Annotated in this window: 17 protein-coding genes; 7 read left to right on the forward strand and 10 right to left on the reverse strand. The window is 53.8% G+C overall.

Annotated elements, in window-relative coordinates; translation table 11 throughout:
- Positions 1-39: 39 nt before the first annotated feature.
- Positions 40-1,557 (reverse strand): hypothetical protein, encoded by a 1,518-nt coding sequence (locus tag ACO6S1_RS04315; RefSeq protein WP_422345100.1) that lies wholly within the window; start codon positions 1,555-1,557, stop codon positions 40-42.
- A gap of 94 nt (positions 1,558-1,651) precedes the next feature.
- Here ACO6S1_RS04315 and ACO6S1_RS04320 point away from each other — a divergent pair, with 94 nt between their 5' ends.
- Both ACO6S1_RS04320 and ACO6S1_RS04325 read left to right on the forward strand, forming a co-directional pair.
- Complete coding sequence (locus tag ACO6S1_RS04320) at positions 1,652-2,869, forward strand: CaiB/BaiF CoA transferase family protein (protein ID WP_422345101.1); 1,218 nt, start codon at positions 1,652-1,654, stop codon at positions 2,867-2,869.
- Entirely contained in the window at positions 2,866-3,189 is a 324-nt protein-coding gene (locus ACO6S1_RS04325) for a DUF1330 domain-containing protein (protein ID WP_422345102.1), read from the forward strand. Before ACO6S1_RS04320 ends, ACO6S1_RS04325 begins: the two co-directional genes overlap by 4 nt.
- Before the next feature lie 57 nt (positions 3,190-3,246).
- Here ACO6S1_RS04325 and ACO6S1_RS04330 read toward each other — a convergent pair whose 3' ends face one another.
- The 6 genes from ACO6S1_RS04330 to ACO6S1_RS04355 form a co-directional block, all read right to left on the reverse strand.
- On the reverse strand, positions 3,247-4,143 hold the full coding sequence (locus tag ACO6S1_RS04330) for an aminoglycoside phosphotransferase family protein (protein WP_422345103.1): 897 nt from the start codon (positions 4,141-4,143) through the stop codon (positions 3,247-3,249).
- Positions 4,144-4,161: 18 nt separating this feature from the next.
- Complete coding sequence (locus tag ACO6S1_RS04335) at positions 4,162-4,617, reverse strand: (2Fe-2S)-binding protein (RefSeq protein ID WP_422345104.1); 456 nt, start codon at positions 4,615-4,617, stop codon at positions 4,162-4,164.
- A 14-nt stretch (positions 4,618-4,631) separates the two neighbouring features.
- On the reverse strand, positions 4,632-7,016 hold the full coding sequence (locus ACO6S1_RS04340) for a molybdopterin cofactor-binding domain-containing protein (protein WP_422345105.1): 2,385 nt from the start codon (positions 7,014-7,016) through the stop codon (positions 4,632-4,634).
- Between the two features lie 403 nt (positions 7,017-7,419).
- On the reverse strand, positions 7,420-10,386 hold the full coding sequence (locus tag ACO6S1_RS04345) for a TonB-dependent receptor domain-containing protein (RefSeq protein WP_422345106.1): 2,967 nt from the start codon (positions 10,384-10,386) through the stop codon (positions 7,420-7,422).
- Between the two features lie 195 nt (positions 10,387-10,581).
- Complete coding sequence (locus ACO6S1_RS04350) at positions 10,582-11,922, reverse strand: dipeptidase (RefSeq protein WP_422345107.1); 1,341 nt, start codon at positions 11,920-11,922, stop codon at positions 10,582-10,584.
- 4 nt (positions 11,923-11,926) lie between these two features.
- Positions 11,927-12,964, reverse strand: coding sequence for an alpha/beta fold hydrolase (locus ACO6S1_RS04355; protein ID WP_422345108.1), 1,038 nt, complete (start codon positions 12,962-12,964; stop codon positions 11,927-11,929).
- Positions 12,965-13,100: 136 nt separating this feature from the next.
- On the opposite strand from ACO6S1_RS04355, the gene ACO6S1_RS04360 reads away from it, so the two are divergent.
- The 5 genes from ACO6S1_RS04360 (at position 13,101) to ACO6S1_RS04380 (ending at position 19,331) form a co-directional block, all read left to right on the forward strand.
- Positions 13,101-14,963, forward strand: coding sequence for a PQQ-binding-like beta-propeller repeat protein (locus tag ACO6S1_RS04360; RefSeq protein ID WP_422345109.1), 1,863 nt, complete (start codon positions 13,101-13,103; stop codon positions 14,961-14,963).
- A gap of 11 nt (positions 14,964-14,974) precedes the next feature.
- On the forward strand, positions 14,975-16,075 hold the full coding sequence (locus ACO6S1_RS04365) for a VOC family protein (protein WP_422345110.1): 1,101 nt from the start codon (positions 14,975-14,977) through the stop codon (positions 16,073-16,075).
- A 67-nt stretch (positions 16,076-16,142) separates the two neighbouring features.
- Positions 16,143-16,778: a TetR/AcrR family transcriptional regulator gene (locus ACO6S1_RS04370; RefSeq protein WP_422345111.1), complete on the forward strand. Its 636-nt coding sequence runs from the start codon at positions 16,143-16,145 to the stop codon at positions 16,776-16,778.
- A 120-nt stretch (positions 16,779-16,898) separates the two neighbouring features.
- Positions 16,899-17,711 carry a glutathione S-transferase family protein gene (locus ACO6S1_RS04375; protein ID WP_422345112.1) on the forward strand — a complete coding sequence of 271 codons (813 nt, stop codon included), beginning with the start codon at positions 16,899-16,901 and terminating at the stop codon, positions 17,709-17,711.
- 135 nt (positions 17,712-17,846) lie between these two features.
- A complete protein-coding gene (locus ACO6S1_RS04380) occupies positions 17,847-19,331 on the forward strand; it encodes a spinster family MFS transporter (RefSeq protein WP_422345113.1) in 1,485 nt (494 codons plus the stop codon).
- A gap of 27 nt (positions 19,332-19,358) precedes the next feature.
- On the opposite strand, the gene ACO6S1_RS04385 is transcribed toward ACO6S1_RS04380, so the two are convergent.
- The 3 genes from ACO6S1_RS04385 to rplM form a co-directional block, all read right to left on the reverse strand.
- Complete coding sequence (locus ACO6S1_RS04385) at positions 19,359-20,726, reverse strand: alkaline phosphatase PhoX (protein WP_422345114.1); 1,368 nt, start codon at positions 20,724-20,726, stop codon at positions 19,359-19,361.
- 386 nt (positions 20,727-21,112) lie between these two features.
- A complete protein-coding gene (rpsI, locus tag ACO6S1_RS04390) occupies positions 21,113-21,643 on the reverse strand; it encodes a 30S ribosomal protein S9 (protein ID WP_422345115.1) in 531 nt (176 codons plus the stop codon).
- Complete coding sequence (rplM, locus tag ACO6S1_RS04395) at positions 21,643-22,122, reverse strand: 50S ribosomal protein L13 (protein WP_422345116.1); 480 nt, start codon at positions 22,120-22,122, stop codon at positions 21,643-21,645. Before rplM ends, rpsI begins: the two co-directional genes overlap by 1 nt.
- Positions 22,123-22,184 lie beyond the last annotated feature (62 nt).

Genomic DNA, 22,184 nt, shown 5'->3' on the forward strand with positions numbered 1-22,184 from the left:
GTCGGCCCACATCCGATGCGTCATATGATTCCGCCAATCCTACCCCAGCACCGCATGATTGCGTTTGCCATCAGAGGTGATCGTGACCGCCTTGCCAATCAGATCGGTGTCTTCTGGCGGATTTTCGAGCAGGCCGATGCATGGCACATCATTCTCGTCTGCGAGCCATAGCGTAGCCGCTCCGGCGACACCTTTCACATAGGGCAAGGCATAGCTTTTGATCACGCCCTTACCCGCGGCGAAATGGTCGGGTTTCGTGCCTTCATCTGGCGGCAGGGCATTGGGCGCAGCGATCCGGTCGGGTGACCAGCCGCCTGCCAGTGGCTGCGCGGAATAAATGCCGACCGATTCCTTATTGATCGCACCGCCATTGGCGGAGATCATGCCGGGCTTGCTGCCATCTTTGCGCAGCGCCTGCACCAGCGCGACAATCGCATGGGTGCTGTAACTGTTGCCGGGGCCGCCAAAGAAACTCAGCCCGCCGGTCAGGGTATAGCTTGATAGCGGCCGATCCGGCTGGTTTAGCGCCTCCATCACCAGAGACACCGCGACCGGGAAGCAGCTGTAAATATCAATCGGACCAATATCGCTCGCTTGCTGCTCGGCAAGCTCCAGCGCCTTGCCCACAGCCCATTCGACGGCGGGAGAACGCGACAGGTCCATTTGCTGGCTGATGATCGGGACGCTCGCATCCGCGCCACTGTGCAGATAGATCATCCTGTCTTCCGCGATGCCGAGATCAGCGGCATGGCCTGCGGTCGTCATGATCACGGCGGCGCCCAAAGCCACAGCATCCTGCGCCACCATCCAGCGGCGATAGGGGTCGTTCAACTGATAGTTACCACCGCCGTCTTGCAGCAATTCTTCCGCGCTCCAGTCTTTCGCAAATTGCGCATGCTCGCGCGTGGACGCGACCGAGGAGAATGCTGACCACAGCTCTGCCATATCTTGCGCATAACTGGCCCGATCCATTTCCAAGCGACTGCGGCGCGCATTTTCCAGCAGGCCATAAGCCATCGGCATGGAAATAATCCCGTGGCGGAATTCATACATGGTGAGGACCGGAAATTCCGTGCGTTTGTCGATAAATTCCCGATCCGAGGGCTGGTTCCAGTCCATCTCGTGCCCGGCTTTCTTGGCGCGCTTGACCGTGCCAATAGATTCTGAACCACAGAGAAGGGCGGCTTTGATTTTGCCTTCATGCAGCTGGACCGCGAGCTCGTTCAAATGTTTTTGCGGGCTTTGGCCACCAACATCGCCGTAGATCAACTGCGCCGGATTGAGGCCAGCCGCCTGCGCAATCGCGTCGGGAAAATTTTCCGGAGAGCCATAGGCATGCTGCACGCCGCTGTCGTGAAACAGGCGGATGGCGAGCAGGCAGTCGATTGACGCGCCGAGCTTGTCCGCAACGCCGCTATCGGCCAGCGCGGCTTTTGCGGCAGCCGAAGCGAGGTCCACCGGCGATGGCCATTCGATGCCCCATCCCTGCTTCAGGGATTGCCCGCTGGCTTCCCCCACACCAATTAAAACAGGTGCCTGGCGGTCCGAAATTGTCATGCGTGAAAGTCCCTCAAAATAAACAGTTCATCGATCGATTAAAACTGATAACAGACACGCATATTCATGCACCTAATAATTTGAGGATAAGTTGATGAGCGGATGGCCGGAACTGAAATGGGATGTCGAACCAACCGGGCCGCTAAAGGGCCTGAAAATACTGGACATGTCCACCGTCGTTCTGGGGCCTTTTGCAACACTCAATTTTGCCGACATGGGCGCAGAGGTTATCAAGGTTGAAAATGACAGCGGCAAATTTCCCGGCGACATGATGCGCCATGCCGGAGATAGCCCAACCGGTGATCTGGGACCAATTTTCACCTCGCTCAACCGCAACAAGAAATCGATCACGCTCAATGCCAAGGAAGAAGCCGACAAGGCGGTGATTGTCGAACTGCTCAAACATGCCGATGTGTTTTTTCACAATGTCCGGCTCGCCGGGATGGAGCGGCTCGGTCTCGACTATGAAGCGGTGAAGGCGATCAACCCGGGCATTGTCTATGTCCATTGTGCCGGTTTTGGTCAGGGCGGCGACTATTCGCACCGGCAGGCTTATGATGACCTGATCCAATGCTCCTCCGGCTTTGCATCGCTATTTGAAATGCGCGGCGACAGCGGACGGCCGCTTTACATGCCGTCGCTGGTCGCGGACAAAACCATCGGTCTGTTCGCCGTCAACGCGACGCTCGCGGCCATGTATCACAAGGAAAAAACCGGCGAGGGCCAGTTTGTCCAGGTGCCGATGTTCGAAGCCTTTACCTGGTTCAACATGGTCGAGAATCTGTGGGGCGAAACCTTCATTCCCGGCAATGGCAAGCTCGCCTACACGCGCTCGATCAATCCCAATCGCAAGCCGTATCCGACCAAGGACGGCTATATCGGCCTGGTCCCCTATAGCGACGGGCAATGGGAAACCTTCTTTGAACTGGGCGGCAAGCCCGGTGTCTTTGACGAGCCGCGTTTTGCAACCTATTCGGAGCGTACCAAGAATATCACCGCGCTCTATGCCCTGATCGAGGAAATTGCCTCGACCAAGACGACAGACGAGTGGCTGGAGCTGCTCGACGAGAATAATATTCCGGCCATGCGCTATAACCAGATGACCGATGTGCTCGAGGATCCGCATCTTAAGCAAGTCGGTTTCTGGACCGAGCGCGAAGGCGAGAAGATCGGCAAATATCGCTCGATAAAGCACCCCGTCCACTATTCCGCAAGCCCCGCCAATATCTATGCCGACCCACCAACACTGGGCGCGGATAATGACGAGATCCGAAATGCGGTCGGATTGCCGAAAGCGGAGGACGCATCATGAGCGACAGTGACACAGCACCGGTTCACGTCATGGCCAATTTCACCGTCCATGATGCAGAAAAATATCGCGTCTATGAAAAAGGCTTTTTCCCGATCCTGAAAAGGCATGGCGGCACGTTCATCACCCTGGATGACACCAGCACCACCTTTGAAGGCAGCACGCCGCCCGAGGGCCGCGTGGTCCTGTTCAAATTCCCGAGCGCAGAGGCCGCAACAGCCTGGTATAATGACCCCGACTATCAAGCTTTGTCGGAACATCGGCGAGCAGGGACGGAACTCAAATTCCTGACGATGCTGCACCCGATGCCGGGGCGGGGTTAGATTTGGCTAGGTATCCGCTGCATTTCGAAAGCGGACATTATCGTCATTTACCAAACACTACCCGGTTGATCGGAAGTCCCTAAGCACTTCTGAAATCACCCGCTTTGACATCTCGGTCATAAAACTATTCGAAAGACGATAATAGGATAGAGCAATCAAAGCCGTTGAAAACGCCCAACTTCGTCCACGAAACCAGGTGTTGTTATCCGCTTCCAGGGTATAGCGAAAACGTTCACGAGCGCTTTTGGGAAGCAACGACCAATTTACAATCAGATCAACGGCAGGATCTCCAACGCCCATCAGTCCAAAATTTAGGACAGCAGTGATATTCCCATTCTTCATCAACAAGTTGCCAGCATGTATATCGCCATGAATAGGAACAGGATCACGTGTCCAAGCGGGGATGGCTAATGAATTTTCCCAAAAAGCCAGCAATGTGGCAGCGTCATAGATGTCAGACACGCTAGAAATCGCATGCCGAGTTGGCTCATCTCTCTCGGTCAAAGGACAACCTCGAAAGTTGTTTTGTTGCCCGCATGACGGAATCCTAGCGGCATCGCTGCCATGCAGGATGCGAACAAACTGTGCCAACGATTCTGCGACTTCATGCATATCGTTGAGGCCTTCCACTTGCACGTCTTCGCCCTCGATCCATCTGTAGACCGCCCACGGGCTTTGATAGTCTTTAGTGGCTTCGCCGGATGCTATCGGCCTCGGGATTTGTAGCGGCAGAGCAGGTAGAACCGAAAGACAAGCGAGCTCTTTGCGAAGTTTTTCTGAGGCAGAGGGAATCAGAGGCAACCGGACACACATTTCATCGCCAAGCCGAAAGATTACATTGTCGGTACCAGTTGAATCGACGCGTCTCAGCGGCAAATGTGACCAGTGCCCAAACTGAACCTCAACCAACTTGCGGACTAAATTCTCGTCGAGATGATAAGCATCGTTATGCATTATGGGCTCACACCCGAATTACAGCTCCCCGGCCGCTTCCTTGATCGCGCGGCGTATGCTCATATAGGTTGCGCAGCGGCAGATATTGCCGCTCATTGCCGCATCGATATCCGCATCGCTCGGGCTGGCATTTTCTTCCAGCAATGCTGTTGCCGCCATGATCTGGCCGGATTGGCAATAGCCGCATTGCGGCACGTCATTTTTGATCCAGGCCGAGCGGATGGCGTCTGCCGCCCCGCCTGTCACACCTTCGATCGTGGTGATCTTCGCGCCTTCCAGCGTGTCGTGCGGGGTAATACAGGCGCGGGTGGGGGCGTCATCCACATGCACGGTGCACGCACCGCATTGTGCAATCCCGCAACCAAATTTGGTCCCGGTCATTTTCAGATGGTCGCGCAGAACCCATAGCAGCGGCGTGCCGGCGGCTGCGTCTACGGTTTCGTCTTTTCCGTTGATATTAAGCGTTATGGCCATGACCTGTTCCTGACTTAAGCGGTTTCTTTAGCGGGTAAAGACAAGCGGCTTCCCGATGCACCGATTATCGGCAGCTTCCGGATCCGGTGACCGGTTGCATTGAATATCGCGTTGGTGAGCGCCGGTGCAGCGGGCGGTGTGGCAGGTTCGCCGACACCCGCCGGAGCGCTGTTAGACGGGACGATTTGCACTTCAAAAGCGCGCGGGGCTTCGCCCATGCGCATGACCCGCCAGGACGGGAAATTGTCCTGCACAACCGCGCCGTTTTTTGCGGTGATTTCACCAAATAGCGCATTGGAAAGGCCGTAGATCGTCCCGCCCTCCATCTGTGCCCGCGTGTGGCGGGGATTGATCACGGTCCCCGCATCAACGGCGAGCCAGATACCGGGGATGGTTAGCGCGCCTTCGGGACTGACGGCCACTTCCACGACCGTCGCGATATAGGAAAGGAAGGAGCGATGGACGGCGATACCCAATCCATGACCGGAAGGCAGGGATCGGCCCCATTTGGCCATTTCCGATGCGATATTGACGACATTGGAAAGCCGCGCTGTTTCAATCGGATATTCCTCGATGGACGCGTCATAATTGGGATAGGTTGCTCCTTCATCGGCGGGGTCGATGGTCCGCGCGTCGCCGATCAGCTCAAGCAGATAATCCTTCTGGTCCCGGCCAGCGGCATGCGCCAATTCGGCAGCAAAGCTCTGCACCGCAAAGGCGTGATAGATATTCGATACCGAGCGCAGCCAGCCGATCCGCAAATGGCCCTTGGCATTGCCCGATTCCACCTGCAGGTTCGGCATGGCAAAGGGCACATCGGTGGCGCCCAGTCCCATTTCGCCGTCGGTCGGAACATCCAGACCCGGCGAGAATGTCGAAGCTATCGGCGGAAAAACGGTACGATGAAGATAGGATGTGCATTTGCCATCGGCGTCGAGTCCTGCCTCCATCCGCTGCGCACTGACCGAGTGATAATAGCCGTGGCGGACTTCATCCTCCCGGGTCCATGTGACCTTGACCGGACGGCCCACTTCCTTGGCGATGATCGCCGCTTCGACCACGAAATCAGGCTTTGACTTGCGGCCAAAAGCACCGCCCAGCCAGGTGGCATTGACGGTGATATTTTCCTTGTCGATCGCCAGCACGTCCGACAGGGTTTGGCGGGTTGTCTGAGGATCCTGGACACAGGCCCAGCATTCAAGCTTGTCCCCGTCCCAGCGCGCCGTGGCCGCGGGAGGCTCCATCGGTGATTGCGACAGGTGCGGAGCATAATATTCCGCCTCCACCCGTGTTTCGGCACTGGACAAGCCAGCCGCCACATCTCCGCGTTTGCGTCTTACCGTTCCGGACCGCTTGGCCGTCTGGATCATCTGTTCGGCAAAAGTCTCTGAATCATAACCGGCATTGGGACCATCAATCCAATCGATATCCAAAGCATTGCGGCCCTGAATGGCAGCCCAGGTATCCGACCCGACGACCGCCACGCCGCCGAGAGCCTTGTAAAGTGCCGGCGGGGTGACATCCGGCATTTTCACGGTTTGCATCACACCGGGAACAGCCAGCGCTTTTTCATTGCGTACAGCTCCTGTTCTGCCGAACAACTGGGGCGGCCTCGCAATGACCGCATGGACCATGTCCGGAATATCAACATCAATGCCGAACGTGCCTTCGCCGCGGGTGATCTTGGGAATTGTAAGGGAGGCGATTTCCTTGTTGATATAGCGCCAGTCCTTGGGATCCTTGACCGTAATATCGGCTTCTTCGGGCACTTGCAGTTTCGCCGCGACCTTCGCCAGATTACCATAGGACAATGTGTCGCCATTCTGGCTGTTGCCCACTTTGCCGAGCGACGCTTCGCATTCGGAAGGATCCATCTTCCAATATATGGCGGCGGCTTCCTCGAGCATTTGCTTCATCGCTGCTCCGGCCAAGCGCAGGCGATGGAAATTATAGCGTACGGATCGTGAACCATCGGTATTCTGGTCGCCATAGCGTTCGTGGCCGACCGCCTGCACAATCTCTACTTTCTCCCAGTCCGCATCCAGTTCGTCGGCAACAATCTGGGCCATGGAGGTCCAGACCTGCTGACCCATTTCGGAGCGATGGCAGGTAATCTTGACGGTGCCATCCTCTTCAATCGCTATCCACAGGGCGGGCGTTGCATCGCCGCCCTTCACCTCGGTCAGTGGGCTGGGTCCGGCCGCTGGCAAATCAAGACTATCGGGATCAATCTTCGGTTCTTCATATCGGGAACAACCGGCAAGCGTGACACCAACAACAAACAGGCCCGAACCGACGACAAATCCGCGCCGGGTTAGATTGGTGATTTTGATGGCATCCGGATTGGAAACCGGTTTTTTATCTCCACCGGGAATAATCCCAATATCATGCAGAAACATTGATAATCTCCCAGTCGGGTCATTGGCATGGTCGCTTTGAATTGGACCGTCGAATATTTGCACGCTGTATCGTCAGTTACCATAACATCACGATATCCGTCACTGGCTAAATGGCGGTTGGGCCAAACAGGAGATAGCAGCATCAATATCCCGCTTACAAATTCCCGTGTCGTTTCGGACTATGGAATAGTTGATCGGACAGGATGGTCGTCATTGATACGGATCGAATGGCGAAGCGAATGCACTGACGCGAATGCAATACAGGGACAGGCGAATCCCCATGCGCGGCCAGCAAAAAGCCTCGCCACGAAAAAGGGGTAAGCATTGCTGCCTACCCCCATTTTTCCAGCCAGAATTGAGAGAATAAACCTGACTAGCGGGTTTTCCAGTCTGTCCCCACAGACTAGAATCCAACTTTGGCGCCAAGTCTCCAAATCCGGCCCAACGGATTGCCGGTGAACGGGTTATATCCTAGCGGCACCCTTGCGGAAGGTGCATCCGCATCGGTGAAATTCTCTACGGAGAATTGTAGCTGAGCATCAAAAGCCGAGATCGGCAGATCATAGGCCAAATGGATGTCATGTTGCGTAAAGCTGGAAATATTCCGGCCAAAATCTGTGGGACCAAAACTGGTGGTCGCGCACGGATCAGGCAGAGCCGGGCAGCGTTCATCAACGACACCGTCCACATATTTCACACCATAACGCGCATTGAACCCACTGATATTGAAGTTAACATAAGCATTACCCCGCCATGGCGCGATCGTACCCGGCAAGCGATCCAGATTGGCCTTCCCGACTGCACTAAAGCCTTCGCGTAACAAGGCCCCGTTCAGGTTAAAATCACCGACTTTGTAAGTCAGGATATGGCTCGCATTTGCCCCGATTGTCAGAACGCCGTTGCCGATGTCGGTCGTGTAGCTTGCCGCAAAGTCCAGTCCTGTCGTCTTGGTTTTTGGACCATTGACCCATTGGGTGAACACACGAGAGATATTCAGTCCGTTGGTTGTGCCTTGCACACAGGCTCCACCATCGAAGGTAATCAACCCGACAAACGGATTGGAACAGTCAGCCAGTCGGTTTCCGCCAGCATCCAAAAGCGGGGCGCCTTGAGCATCAACAGCCGAAATAACAGAGGTAGCAATTGCCTGACCATCAGTTGTTGTGATTTCATCTTCGAAATCGAAACTCCAATAGTCTACCGAGAAGTTGAAGCCGCTGAAATTGACAATGGCGCCGACATTATAGGTAAATGCGGTTTCAGGTCCCAGATCCGTCGGGTTGCCGGCGATGTCGACAGCCTTAAAGTTACCGGCCGCTGCCGCCAAACCAGCCAGCGAAGTGATGGCGTTGGGGGACACCTGGGAAGCCAGAGGTGCACGGAAGGTCGTCCCGACCGAACCGCGGAGCACCAGCCAATCCATCGGCTCCCAACGCACCGAGCCTTTGGGATTAAAGGTCGAACCAATCGATCCCCCATAATCTTCGAAACGGGCCGCTGCAGTTATCTCGAACGTGTCCGTAATCGGAACAAGAACTTCGGCAAAAACCGCTTTGACGTCTTGCGTCAATCGGGCATTGCGTTGACCCCCAAGGAAGATGAAAGAGCCTGCACCGTCTAGTGCACCGCCCACACAGGATTGATCGCCCAATATCGGACATGGATTGAGATCCAGATTACCAAACTCGTTTAGCGGCTTGTTGCGGAAACGGGTCTTGCGATATTGCATGCCGGCGGCCCAACCCACGGCTCCGCCGCCCAGATCCAGACCCATTTCACCAGAGAAAATCAGATCAGCGACAACTGTATCCTCGCTCTGGTCATTGCCATTTGGTTCCGTAAGCCATTCGACAAGGGCTGGGGAATTTTCATTGCCCGGAACATAGAAGGGGTTATCGAGACCTAATGTGGGATTGCCTGGTCCCGCATTGGAGAATGGATTGAACCACAAGCATCCAGGGGCTCCTGGTGTAGTGCCGGTACAATCCGGACCGCCAAGACCATTTAAGGCCGCTTGCAACCTGGAGCCCACGATACCGGGCGAACCGCTGCGACGATCATAGTTCATCATCGTGAGCGAGAATTGGCCCCGGAATGATTCTGAAAAGTCTTTTTCAAAAGTACCGGAAAATCTATAGGCCTTGTTATTCGCAAATTGACGCCCCGATCCGCGTGGATCGGTTGGATTACCCAGCCAACCAAATGGTCGCCAAAGGAAAATACCTATCGCTGCCGGGGTTCCAGTCAAACCATTTTGCGCCACAAAAGGAGCGACACCTGGATTATCGGGTGAGACAGTGAAACCACCGCCCAGCCGCGCTCCGCCAGGACCCTGTAAAGGCGGATAGCCGGGAGATGTGCCAATAGAGTCCAGATCGGTCTGCGCATAGGTGAATTCACCACGAAAACGGAAAGTATCAGACAGGTCCACATCTGCTTGAATGTAGCCCTGATAACGGTCCGTCTCTTCGACAAGATTATCAAACGGGATGAAGCTGAACCGGCAAACCACGCCGTCAGCAACGCCGCCAAGGTCGTTACAACCTCTATCGGGTTGCAAGGCAACACCCGGCGCAATCGGAACAGCGCCGCCAGCACCAACCACGGTAAATGTGCCCGGCGTCGACAGAGCGGACCATGCCGCAGGATTTACATCATAGGGTTGCGATGCATAGTCACGTTCAGTTGTCGGCAATTCGGAACGATGCTGCCAGCCGAAACCCGCCATGATGTTCACGTTGCCAAAGGTCTTCCCGACCAATATTGATGCAGTGTAATTGTCATCGGAACCATTGACGAATTCATAATCGCTTTTGATCTCGACGCCTTCAAAACCCTTTTTGGTGATGAAGTTGGCCACGCCGGCAATAGCATCCGAACCATAGGTTGCCGCCGCACCGTCTTTCAGAATTTCAATGCGTTCGAGCGCGAAAAGCGGAACCGAGTTTGTATCACCAAAGCCACCACCGACCGCGCCCGGTGCCGTTAAAGTCCTTCTGCCGTTAAACAGCACCAGAGTACGCTGCGGCCCCAAACCGCGCAGGTTGATGGAACCGAGGCCCTGATTGCCTTGCGCATTTGTGGAAAATTGATTGGAATCGCCCAATACACTACCGACCTGAGGCAGATCCTTGATAAATTCAAGTGGGGAGGAAACACCCGCGCTATCGAGATCCGCCGAAGAGAAAACATCCACAGGTTGGGCTGCATCTTCTGGTGTGCCGCGAATGAAGCTACCGGTTACAACAATGATATTTTCGTCATTGTCCGCTTCTTGCGCGTCCTGAGCATGAGCCATATTCGGAGCTACCGTGGCCGAAAATACGACAGCGCTAAGCGCACTTGTGCAACGCAATAGTGATTTATTCATGATGGTTCCCTCCCTAAAATTCTGTAAATCAAACTATGTAAATTCGATCCCAGCGCCCTCTTTGTGGCGATATAATTTTTTCTCCAAGAGCAAGGGTTAATGCAATTAGAACATTAGTCAATATTGATTGACGAAGCATCACATTGAAAATCTCGTTCAAGATTTCGGATATATCACTGCAAAAGGCAATGGGACTTAATTGACTGGATCTGCCAGATTCTGGGCCGCGCGAAACACTCTGAGAAAATTTTTACCCCAGATTTTCTCAACCTGTTCAGCCGAATATCCGCGTTTGACCAAGGCGATCGTTACATTCAGCGCGTCACTGGCATCCGCGAATCCAGAAACCCCGCCGCCATGATTGAAATCGCTGCCAATCCCGACATGATCGATCCCCACGCGGTTCACAACATAATCTATATGGTCAACCAAACGATCGACGGAACCCGGACCAATCACAGCCCGCATCGCACGCAGAAACGACTGGCGCTTTTTGGGGTCTGCTATTTCCCAATAAAGTTCGTAGGGGTAGGAATAGACGTCAGGCAATCCGGCATCTCGCCGGACTTTCAGGATAGAAGCCAATAATTCGGGATCGGAAAGATCAACCAGATAGGCGCCAAAGGCGGCCAGATGAATCACGCCACCCTTTTCGGCAATAAGATCTATTTCTTCGTCCGAAAGATTACGGGACACATTGGATAGGTTGCGCACATTGGAATGGCTGGCGACAACCGGGGATCGCGAAAGCTTTATCGTTTGCAATGTCGCGGCTTTCGACATTTGTGAAACATCGATCATGCCACCCAACGCATTGATACGCTTTACCGCTGCGATGCCCAGAGGCGACAAGCCACCATGCTCTTCGGCTGCTTCGTAAGACCGCGTTTCGGCAATATATAAAGGGCGCGAACTGTCAGAAAAATCATTATGGCCCAAATGGTTCAGGCCAAACAGACGAACGCCGGCAGCATAATATTGATCCAGTGTATCAACTTGGCCATTCAGTGACCGGGCATTCTGAAAGCCCAGTATAATGGAAGTCTTTGCATCAGCATGCAATTTTTCGACATCAGTCGGCGACAGGGCGAGCGCCAGATTCTTATCTTGCGCGATCATTTGTGAAACCGCATCCAGCTTCGCATCCGCTTCCGCTCGCGCCAGCATGCGGCCTTCCGTTGTTCGAGGGCCAGGGCCAACGGCGACCGCCATCACCACGGCGTTGAAACCCCCTGCTCGCAGCTTTGCCGGGTCAACTTTTGATAGACCATCTGCCCCCAGATAGGTTTTTGATGTTGAGGGCAGCACGATATCCGCATGGGCATCAAGCACCAGACTTTGCCGATGGATTTCCTGTGCACGTTCGACGAGGGCTGCCTGTGTTTCTGGCGCGGCAGCTGCTGCGATGGACCCTGTTTGCGTGGCTGCACATGCCGACAATAACATGGCCGACAATAACATGGCCGACAAGAGAGCCATGACGCCGCGTCGCGTGGGTTGTGATTGGCTTGCGCATTTGCCGGACAGATTTTGCATTGGTCTATTTCTCCAGAAATTCGATAATCGCTTTGGTCGCGCGTTCAGGCTGCTGCATGGACGTCCAATGATTAATTCCGTTTAGCCGGATTGTTCGCATGTCCGGCCCGGCATTCTCGACCTGGTCAATAAGCGCAGGCACAAAAACCTGATCCTCCTCGCCCCAGACAAACAGGCCGGGCATGGTGATTTTGGCGTCAGGACCGGGCCACAGGTCGGCATCCGTTACTTCCTCAAACGGCGGAATATTGGCCCGGTACCAGTTCATCGCTGCATAGAGCATTTCGTTGCTCGACAAGGCATTGTTGAACAGTTCAAATTCTCCAAGCGAGAGATCACCTCGCTCGACGAGCTTGCCATATGATGAAACCCGAACGGTCTCGATTGCATTACTAGAGCCAAGCATCTCCAACGTCGTGGCCCGGAAACGCTGCATATATTGATTTCGGCGCTGTTGTTCCTTGTCTGTTGCCGCATGTTTGAGGAACAGATTGAGCGGCGGCGCGCTCATGCCTACCACTTTGTGCAGACGATCAGGATAGGCTTGCGCGTAGGACAGTGCCAGGACCGAACCCCAATCATGGCCAATTAATATGTATTTCTCGTCACCGCCGAGATGGCGGGAAAGCGCATCCAATTGGGACGCCAGATTTGCAATATCATAGGATTCCAGATGATGCGGCTTGGCGGACAGACCAGAACCCAAAGCATCCACAGCAACAACCCGATACCGGCCTTTCAAAGCTTCCATCTGATCAAACCAGCTGTACCAGAAGGAGGGAAACCCGTGATAGAAAATGATCAGCGGCCCCTTGCCAGCTTCGACATAATGCAGCCGGGTGTCGCCGGAACCGAAATAGCCTTCTTTGTATTTCACATCGCCTGAGCCATTGGCATTGGCGAAGATAACCGCCGGATCAGGGGCGTCGATGGGTTGAACAGAATCCAGCGGAGCCGGGCTTTTTACAGCAGGACCGATCTCCATGCAGCTTGTGAGAACAAGCAAGGCTATCAGCGCGGCCATGCTCTTCGGAAAGGCCATTCTCTCTCCTCCACCAATCTGTTTGCCATTGCTTTATAACACAGGCGCTTTATTGTACTAATAGTCAACAACAATAGATTGCGCCTGTCAAACCCTTCTTGCAGGACGCAGCAGAACTGGGAATGCTGGACAGGTAATGCGCCGATTTTTGCTACTAATTGCGCCGCTGACATTGGCACCTCTTGGCTTGTCAGCCTGTAATCAACCGGATGCTGAATCGCAAATCGTCGCGCCCGAACAAACAGAGGCGCGGGGTAATCCGGGCGAGGAGCTTTACCAAAAACATTGCGCGGCATGTCACGATGGCGGCAACGCGGAAGCGCCAACCAAAGCAGCCCTTCAGCTAAATGGCGTGGAAGCGATCCGGGCGTCGCTTTCGACCGGCAGTATGAAAACCCAGGCGTCGATGATGACGCCGATCGAGATACGGATCATTGCCGACTATCTGGCAAGTCCAAGCAGCGAAAGCGCATTTGCAAACGCCAAAGAATATCGGTGCAAAGGCCAGCTAAGCCTCTCCAAACCGCTGTGGAACCGATGGGGGAACAGCAAAGGTAATGTCCGTTTTCAATCCACGGCAAATGCCGGTATCACCGCCAAGGACGTGCCTAATCTGAAATTGAAATGGGCTTTTGGTTTTCCCGGCTCCGCACGCGCCCGCTCCCAACCAGCAGTAACTGGAGAAGCCATCTTTACCGGGAGCCAGAGCGGTCTGTTCTATGCTCTGGATACCCAGACCGGCTGTGTCTGGTGGACATTTGAAGCCAAGGCAGAAGTCCGCAACGCACCAACCATATCAACCGATAGAAACGGCAATGCAAAGACCCTGTATTTCGGCGATGTGGATGCCAACGTGTATGCAGTGGATGCCAAAAACGGAGAACTGATCTGGACACGTTCTGTCCGGGACCATCCGGTTGGAACCATAACGGGTTCCATAACCCTGCATAACGGGCGGCTCTATGTTCCGATGTCTTCGCTTGAGATTATCAACGCCTACCTTCCGGACTATGAATGTTGCACCTTCCGCGGCGGGGTGCTGGCATTGGAAGCGAAATCGGGTGATCCGGTATGGCGTTTCTACACGGTTCCGGAACCGAAAAAGACCAGCATAAATACTGCAGGTGCGCAGAATTACGGGCCTTCGGGCGCACCGATCTGGTCAACGCCGACTGTCGATGCCAAACGCGGGTTGCTCTATGTCGGGACTGGTGAGAATTATTCCTCGCCCGCCAATGACAAGAGCGATGCCATCATTGCATTGCAGCTTGACAGCGGCGCGGTTGAATGGGTCCAGCAGACGATTTCGGGTGATGCCTGGAACGCAGCTTGCGGGAAAAATGGCTCGCAGGTCAATTGTCCCAAGGAAGATGGCCCGGACTTTGATTTTGGCGCGCCGCCGATTTTGACGACCATGGCCAATGGCAAGGATATCATTCTTGCGGGACAGAAATCGGGGATGCTCTATGGCATGGATCCCGATGCCGGGGGCAAAATCCTCTGGGAAGCGCGGGCTGGCATGGGCGGCTTTAATAGCGGTGTGCACTGGGGAATGGCAACCGACGGCAACACGCTGTTTGTCGGGATAGCCGACACGCCGGGCAACCGGTTCGCCATCGGACCATCGCGTCAGGGATTGCATGGATATGATCCCGCGACAGGCAAAGCGTTGTGGAGCAAATTTGAGCCGAATGTCTGTGAGGAAAAGGCCCATAAATGCATGACCGCTCTGTCCGCCCCGCCAACCCATATGCCGGGCGTCGTGTTCGCTGGTGCGCTGAACGGCATATTGCGCGCCTACAAAGCTGACGGTGGAGAGATATTGTGGAGCACCGATACCCGGCGGGAATATGAAACACTGAATGGCGTTAGCGCACGGGGTGGCTCAATAGATTCTGCTGGGCCCATCGTCGCTGGCGGGTTGCTTATCGTCAACAGCGGCTATGACAAATTCGGACAGATACCCGGCAATGTCCTGCTGGTTTACAGCGCCGACTAAGGAAGGGAATCATGGTCAAATTAAATATCGTCACTCTTTCCATGAGCTTTGCTCTCGGCCTGACCCTGACATCATGTGTGCAGACCGCAGCCACTGACCCGGTCGCCACGGCAACCAGTCCGCCGCGCATCGTGCAAACGCCTTTTTTCCGTCCGGCCAGTCTGGGCAACACCAGGATCAAGGGCGTGCGATTCATAGGCAAGACAGTGTCGGACATTGATCAGAGCATCGCCTTTTATCAAAATGCAGTGCCGTTTGAACTGGTCAGTCGATACAAGGTCGCCGCCAGCCAAGTCTATCATCCCGAAATGACTGCCAGGCAATATGGAAATATCGAAATTGCGCTAATTAAAACCCCGACGGTTTTTGTAACACTGGTCGACTTTGATCCAGACGCCCCCACGCCGCCTTATGTCAAACCGGTTATTGGCCCCGGATATACCCATATGTGTTTTCAATCTCCGGCCACCGATCCGGCCCTGCCAAAATTTCAAAAAAACGGCCTGGAGATGGTTTCCAGAAATGCTCCGGTCGATTTGGGCGGCTATGGTGTCACCTATGCCTATGGCCGAGATCCTGACGGCACCATCATCGAGAATGAGACTGTCGATAGACCCCGCCGACAGGACAGCGCCTGGATAACCCACATTGGCGGAGCAACGTCGGATGCGGACCGGATCGCTGATTTCTACACCAAGTTTATCGGTTACGGCGCAAGACGGCGCGGTGAATATTCCAACTTCCCGAATATGGATAATATCGTCGCAATTGATGGCGTGGCCCTGCGCAGCGCGTGGTTTGCCGTCCGCAATCTCGAGCTTGAATTTTGGGAATTTGTCAAACCGGCAACGCCAGCCCGCAATGAACCTGCAAAAATCGATCAGATCGGCTATAATATGACAGCCTTTGAAGTCACTGATGCTGACGCAGAGCGCGATCGGCTGGCCAAACTGGGAATTAAACTGGTCGGCCCGGCCAAGATCAGCAGGGGCTGGAAAATATATTATGCCCATGATCCCGACGGAAATGTGATTTCCATTCAGGAAAATGTCTCTGCACCGAAATCAGAATCGATTGACGACATGATGTGGATCGATCCGACAAGCTTTTGAACATCGCTCCCATTCCGGCAGCCTTCGTGCTTCATCAGCAAATCATAATATGGTAACAGTTGAAACAATGAATAAAGAAACTTCCATCAAAAGGCGCCGCCTTAGTCCAGAGAAACGCAAGTCGTTGATCCTCGATCATACGGCAGATATTGTTGCGAGCGATGGTGTGGCCGTGCTGAGCATGGAACTGATCGGCAGAAAGGCCGGAATTAGCAAGTCACTTGTCTATACATATTTTGATAGCCTGACAGATTTGCTTCGCGCCCTTTTGAAACGCGAATTGAAATGCTTGCGACAATTGCAGGCGCAGGAGGCACAGGCAGCCCGGACATTTGAAGAGCTTGTACGCGGCGTCACCCATCAATATCTCAAATATATCGAGGAACGCGGGCTGATTGTCGAACGGTTGCAAGCCGAGCCGAGCCTGTCCGCCGGGCATGACCCCACGGACTATAGCCGCAATGATGCCGTTCATTATGTTGCCGATATCGTCGCGACCAATTTTGATATTCCCATCGACCTGGCCATAGCCGTAACAGATATTTCCTTCGGCCTCCCCGCAACCGCGGGAGCCTTTTGTCTCCACAGCGACATGAGCAGGGAAGAGATTGAGAAAATCACTGTCACTATGATTTTGGGATCAATGAACGCCGTGCAGAATGACTATAATAACCGGATTCAACCTTTGAAGCTGGAACCCTGACCGCGATGGCAAGCAAGTTGGTCCGACCGCTCCAACAAGATTATTGACTATATTTTCAATAGAAGCTTAAATGCAAAAAAATAATAGGGAGGATGGAGATGGTTGGATTGGAAAAGAGACATGCTTAGTTCATTGAGCGCCAGTCTCCTGGCATTTGGCCTAGCGGCCAGCCAACCTGCCACAGAGGCAGCAATGCAAGCGGAAAAAGAGGAGAAAATGACCGCCGCTACGCCAGCTCCCGATATCACAATCTACCATCTTGAAGGCCGCCGATCCGAACGGATTATCTGGTTGATGGAAGAATTGGGCATGCCTTACGAACTGAAATATGTTCGCGGAAACCTGATGGCATCGATGATGCAAATTCGCGCGCTTGGTCATGGCATGCCAATGGCACCCACAGTTGTCTATGGCGATGACATTATCGTAGAATCCGGTGCCATAATCGACACGATTCTTTCCCGGCACGCTCCCGGAAAACTCGTTCCGCCCATCGATAGCAAAGCCTATCCCCACCACATCAAATGGATGCACTATGCTGAAGGCTCTTTGGCCGCACGTTTGTTCAGCGACTATCGGGCATGGCGCGTCAATCCACCGAAGCAGCGGTCGATGCTGGTCGACAGTGAAAATGTTGTGCAATATTCGGAAGATTATCTGAAAGAAAATCCGTGGTTTGGCGGCCCCGAATTTTCCGCCGCCGATATCATGATGGATTGGCCGCTCAACGTCGCGTTTAAGCTGAACTTGGTTGATCAAACGCAGTTCCCGAACATTCAGGCATGGCAGAAACGTATTCAGGCGCGCCCCGCCTATATTCGCATGCGGGCAATTGCGACGCCCGACGGCGTCATCGGTGCCTTGCCACCGGTAACACACCCGCCGTCAGATAGCAGGGCCACCACTCTGCCGGGAACCAAGCCGAAAGAATAGGCGATGCCTGCCCGGGCTTCGACAAGAATTGGTCTGCCATTCTCAATTGCGGACGGCTGCTTCACTTTGAAATCGGGTATCGTCAATAACATCCATGCGTAACCATCAATTGGGAAACATGACAGGAGTTTGAATTTGGCCGAAGCCACTGCGAGCAGCATCCCACAAACCGACAGTCATGGATCTCCCGAAACGGGATATGGCAGCCGCAATTACCGGAAATATATTCTGGGTACGTTGTTGACGGTTTATATCTTCAATTTCATCGACCGCACTATCATCAACATACTTACCGAGCCTATCAAGGAGTCATTCGGGGTCGAGGATTGGCAAATGGGGCTGCTGGGCGGTCCCGCCTTTGCGATTCTTTACACGTTTGTTGGCATTCCCATTGCGCGTTTCTCGGAAAAAAATCACCGCGTCTGGATCATTGCAGCATCGGTAGCGCTGTGGAGCCTCATGACCGTTTTATGCGGGTTTGCGACCAGTTTTATCGCGCTTTTCATCTTTCGTATTGGGGTAAGCATTGGGGAAGCAGGATGCTCGCCACCAGCCAATTCCATCATCGCAGATTATTTCATCCCCGCCGAACGTTCCACAGCAGTTTCGGTCTATGCGTTGGGTATTCCTCTTGGCGGGATGGTGGCCTATGTTTTTGGCGGCTTTATCGTCGGCAGTCTTGATGGTGCCACTATTGGCGCGTTGCTGACCAGCTGGAATTGGATGTGGGCTGTCAACATGCTTGATTGGCAGAATATCGAAGGTTGGCGCGTTGCGTTTGTGGTGGTCGGCGTTCCCGGTATCATCGTCGCAATAATTGTGAAAATGACGGTAAAGGAACCGCCGCGCGGCTATACCGATCCGCTCGAAATGCAAAACAAGGAACAAGTTGGTTTTGGCGAGGTGCTCAAAATCCTGTCAGAGAAACCATCTTATTGGCATGTTACCATGGGCGTCACCGTCGCATCATTTGTCAATTATGGTGTCGGCCAGTTTCTGGTATCGTTCCTGATCCGCACACATGAATTATCAATTTTTGACGCTTCTGTGAAAATCGCAATGGCGCTGGCGGTCATGGCATCCATCGGAACCTATATGTCGGGCTTTCTGGCTGACAAATATGCAAAGCGGTTCCCGAAAGCATTGGCGTGGATACCGATGCTTGCTCTGATCGGCGTCATACCCATGCATGTGACCGGCTATCTGGCCGAATCTCTATGGCTGGCCGTCCCGTTGATGATGGTTGGACAGATGCTCCTATATACCTATCTTTGCCCGCTATATGCTGTGCCAAGCGGCGTTGTTGATAGCCGGATGCGGGCGACTGCCGTCGCGATCACATTGTTCATCGTCAACTTGCTAGGCTATGGTCTTGGACCACCGCTTATTGGCGGGCTTTCGACCATATTAAACTCAACATTCCTGTCAGGCATGGATCCCGCTTTATCATTGGAAGCCTGCAAGGCGACAAATCTGGTTTCCACAGCCCAGGCCGCTTGCGATACTGCCAATGCAAAAGGCCTGCAATGGTCCATGATCATCTTCAAATGCCTGTATATCTGGTCAGTTTTCCATTTCTATATGGCCAGCCGAACCATTCAGCGAGACATGGGGCGGTGATGGTGATTTGGACTTCCTCTGGCAATATTATGAGCCGACAACCTTGTCCCAGGGACCGGTAATTGCGAATGTTGTTGTAGGTGCATAGAGATTCACAAACATAGTTGATCCATCTGGTGAGAAACAGGCACCTGCAAATTCTGTCTGGATGCGCGTTCGGCCAAATATATATGTTTTGCCGTCCGGAGTGACGCCGCGCAGATGGTTGTTGGTAATGTCGGTATATTGGTCTTCCGACACCATCAGATGCCCGTTGGGCATAACACAGATATTATCGCCAAGATTATAGATGGCCGGATCCTGGCTTTCGAGAAACAGTTCCAGCTTGCCCTGCTTGCCACTACCGCCTTCTTTCCTGCTCGGCTTGTAGCGGAAAATCTGTCCGAATTTTTTCGGGCCTCCGCTGGTCGCGGTAAAGAAAAGCTGTTGCTCTTTCTCATCCCAGAAAATGCCCTCGCCGCGCGCAAATAATGTCGCGCCCAGCTTTGCGCCGCGTTCGCGCGTTTCACCCGCGCTTCGTTCAGGATTATCCAATGTGATCCATTCGGCACGGTGAGCGCTGCCGCGGGTAATCTGCACGCTGTCCCAGTTGCGCGTATCGGATATTTCTTTCAGCGCCAATGCCTGTAACGTACCACCCTCGGACAGTTTGCCTTTCACCTTGGGAATGAACCGATAGAACAGACTGTTACCGCGATCTTCCGTCATATAGGCAATGCCCGTGCGCGGATCAATGCAGACCGCTTCATGGACGAAGCAGCCCATGGCTTTCAACGGTACAGGGTCCACAAGCCCCTTATGGTCCGCGGGCACTTCAAAAATATAACCGTGGTTCTTGTCCACGCCTTCGCCAGCTTCGAGCGCGCTTTCTTCACAGGTCAGCCAGCTGCCCCAGGGGGTGATGCCGCCCGAACAGTTGCGCACGGTGCCGACAAGGCTCAGATATTCCTCCATCACCCGACCTTTATTCATGTCGTAGATCAGCGTCGTTGTGCCGCCGGGTACGGGCATTTTGGATTTATCACTGAGTCGGTCATAAGCCTTGAATTCAGGCCCCACCATGCTGCGGAATGGCCCTTCGGCCAGTTGGCGGTGATCCAACTCATGGTTGCGGATCAAGGCAACCTTGCCGTCACCAATATCGATACAGCCCATGCCATCTGCGGAATTCGGTACAACCATTCCGTCAGTCATCAGGTTGCCAAGCCGCGAGATAACTTTGTAGGAAAACCCCTCTGGCAGGTCGAGAAGCCGGCCCGGATCGGACAGCAAATCGCCATAGCCCGCCACCTCATTTTTACCTGTAAATGGAAGGTTGGCATAGGCCCGAGTGGCCAGGCCCGCAAAGGCGGCTCCCAGCATGGTTGCTCCAAACTGGCGACGGTTGAAAATCATTTCAGTTACACTCCCGTGAATTGAACTGCCGCCTTGCTATCGTAGCCGTGGATTTTTGCAATGCACCCTTCGATTTTTTGGGATCAAGGCCGGCTAAGCTGCTGGTCATATGATGGCACCAGGAGTTCAAACGAAAACACTGCCATTATCCAAAAAAAGGCCCCGCCGGCTTGAGGAGCCAGACGGGGCGGTGAAACAACGGGTCGCATTATTGTTCCGGAATTCTGTTTAGCGATAATCACGACCGCTGCATTGTACAAAATAGTCATCATGGGTATCATAGTTCGATTTCGCGCTGTTCTCTCCATCAGAAACGCTACCAGAATCACCAATAAAAAAGGCGACCCGCAGGCCGCCTCTTTCGAAACTTGGATATAATATAAGGTTTAGCGTTTCGAGAACTGGAAGCTCTTACGCGCCTTCGCCTTACCATATTTCTTACGCTCGACCTTACGGCTGTCGCGGGTCAGGAAGCCTGCCGCTTTGACCGTGGCACGAAGCGCTGGTTCATATTTGGTCAGAGCTTGTGAAATACCATGTTTCACAGCGCCAGCCTGGCCGGACAGTCCGCCGCCTTTAACCGTCACGTCGACATCATACTGGCCTTCGCGCTCGGTAATGGCGAAAACCTGGTTAAGAACCAGACGCAGGGTTGGGCGCGCGAAATAGGTTTCCTGATCACGGCCATTAACGGTGATCTTGCCTTTGCCGGGCTTCAGCCAGACACGGGCGACCGCGTCTTTACGGCGACCGGTTGCATAAGCGCGGCCATATTGATCAAGCTCCTGCTCGCGCAGTGGCATGGTCGATACGGGTGGCTCAACAGTTTCTGTTGCGCCGGCTTCAGCTGGTGCAGCGGTTACAACATCGCCAGCAATTTCTTTAAGATCAGCGAGATCGGTTTTTACATCAGACATTATGCGCTCACCTTGTTCTTGCGGTTCATGGAAGCCACGTCGAGTGGCTGAGGATCTTGGCCGGCATAAGGATGCTCGGTGCCATTGAAGAGGTGCAGGTTACGCATCTGCGCAAAGCCAAGTGGACCTTTTGGAATCATGCGCTCAACCGCTTTTTCCAAAACACGCTCGGGAAATTGACCTTCAAGGACTTTTTCCGCTGTGCGCTCTTTCAGGCCGCCGGGATAACCGGTGTGCTTGTAATAGACTTTCTGTTTGGTCTTGTTGCCGGTGAACTTCACCTTGCCCGCATTGATCACGATGACGTGATCGCCGCAATCGACATGCGGGGTGTAGCTGGGCTTGTGCTTGCCGCGCAGGATGTTGGCGATGATCGTGGCAACGCGGCCTACAACCAGATCTTCGGCATCAATAATATGCCATTTCTTTTCAACGTCTGCGGGTTTGACCGACTGCGTCTGTTTGGTGATAGCCTTCATGGGCTTGGCTCCTTTGGAGCCCTCCACAAGGGAGGGCGACGAATCAAAATGATAAAAGCCGA

Source organism: Parasphingorhabdus sp., from assembly GCF_965233695.1.
Lineage (GTDB): Bacteria > Pseudomonadota > Alphaproteobacteria > Sphingomonadales > Sphingomonadaceae > Parasphingorhabdus.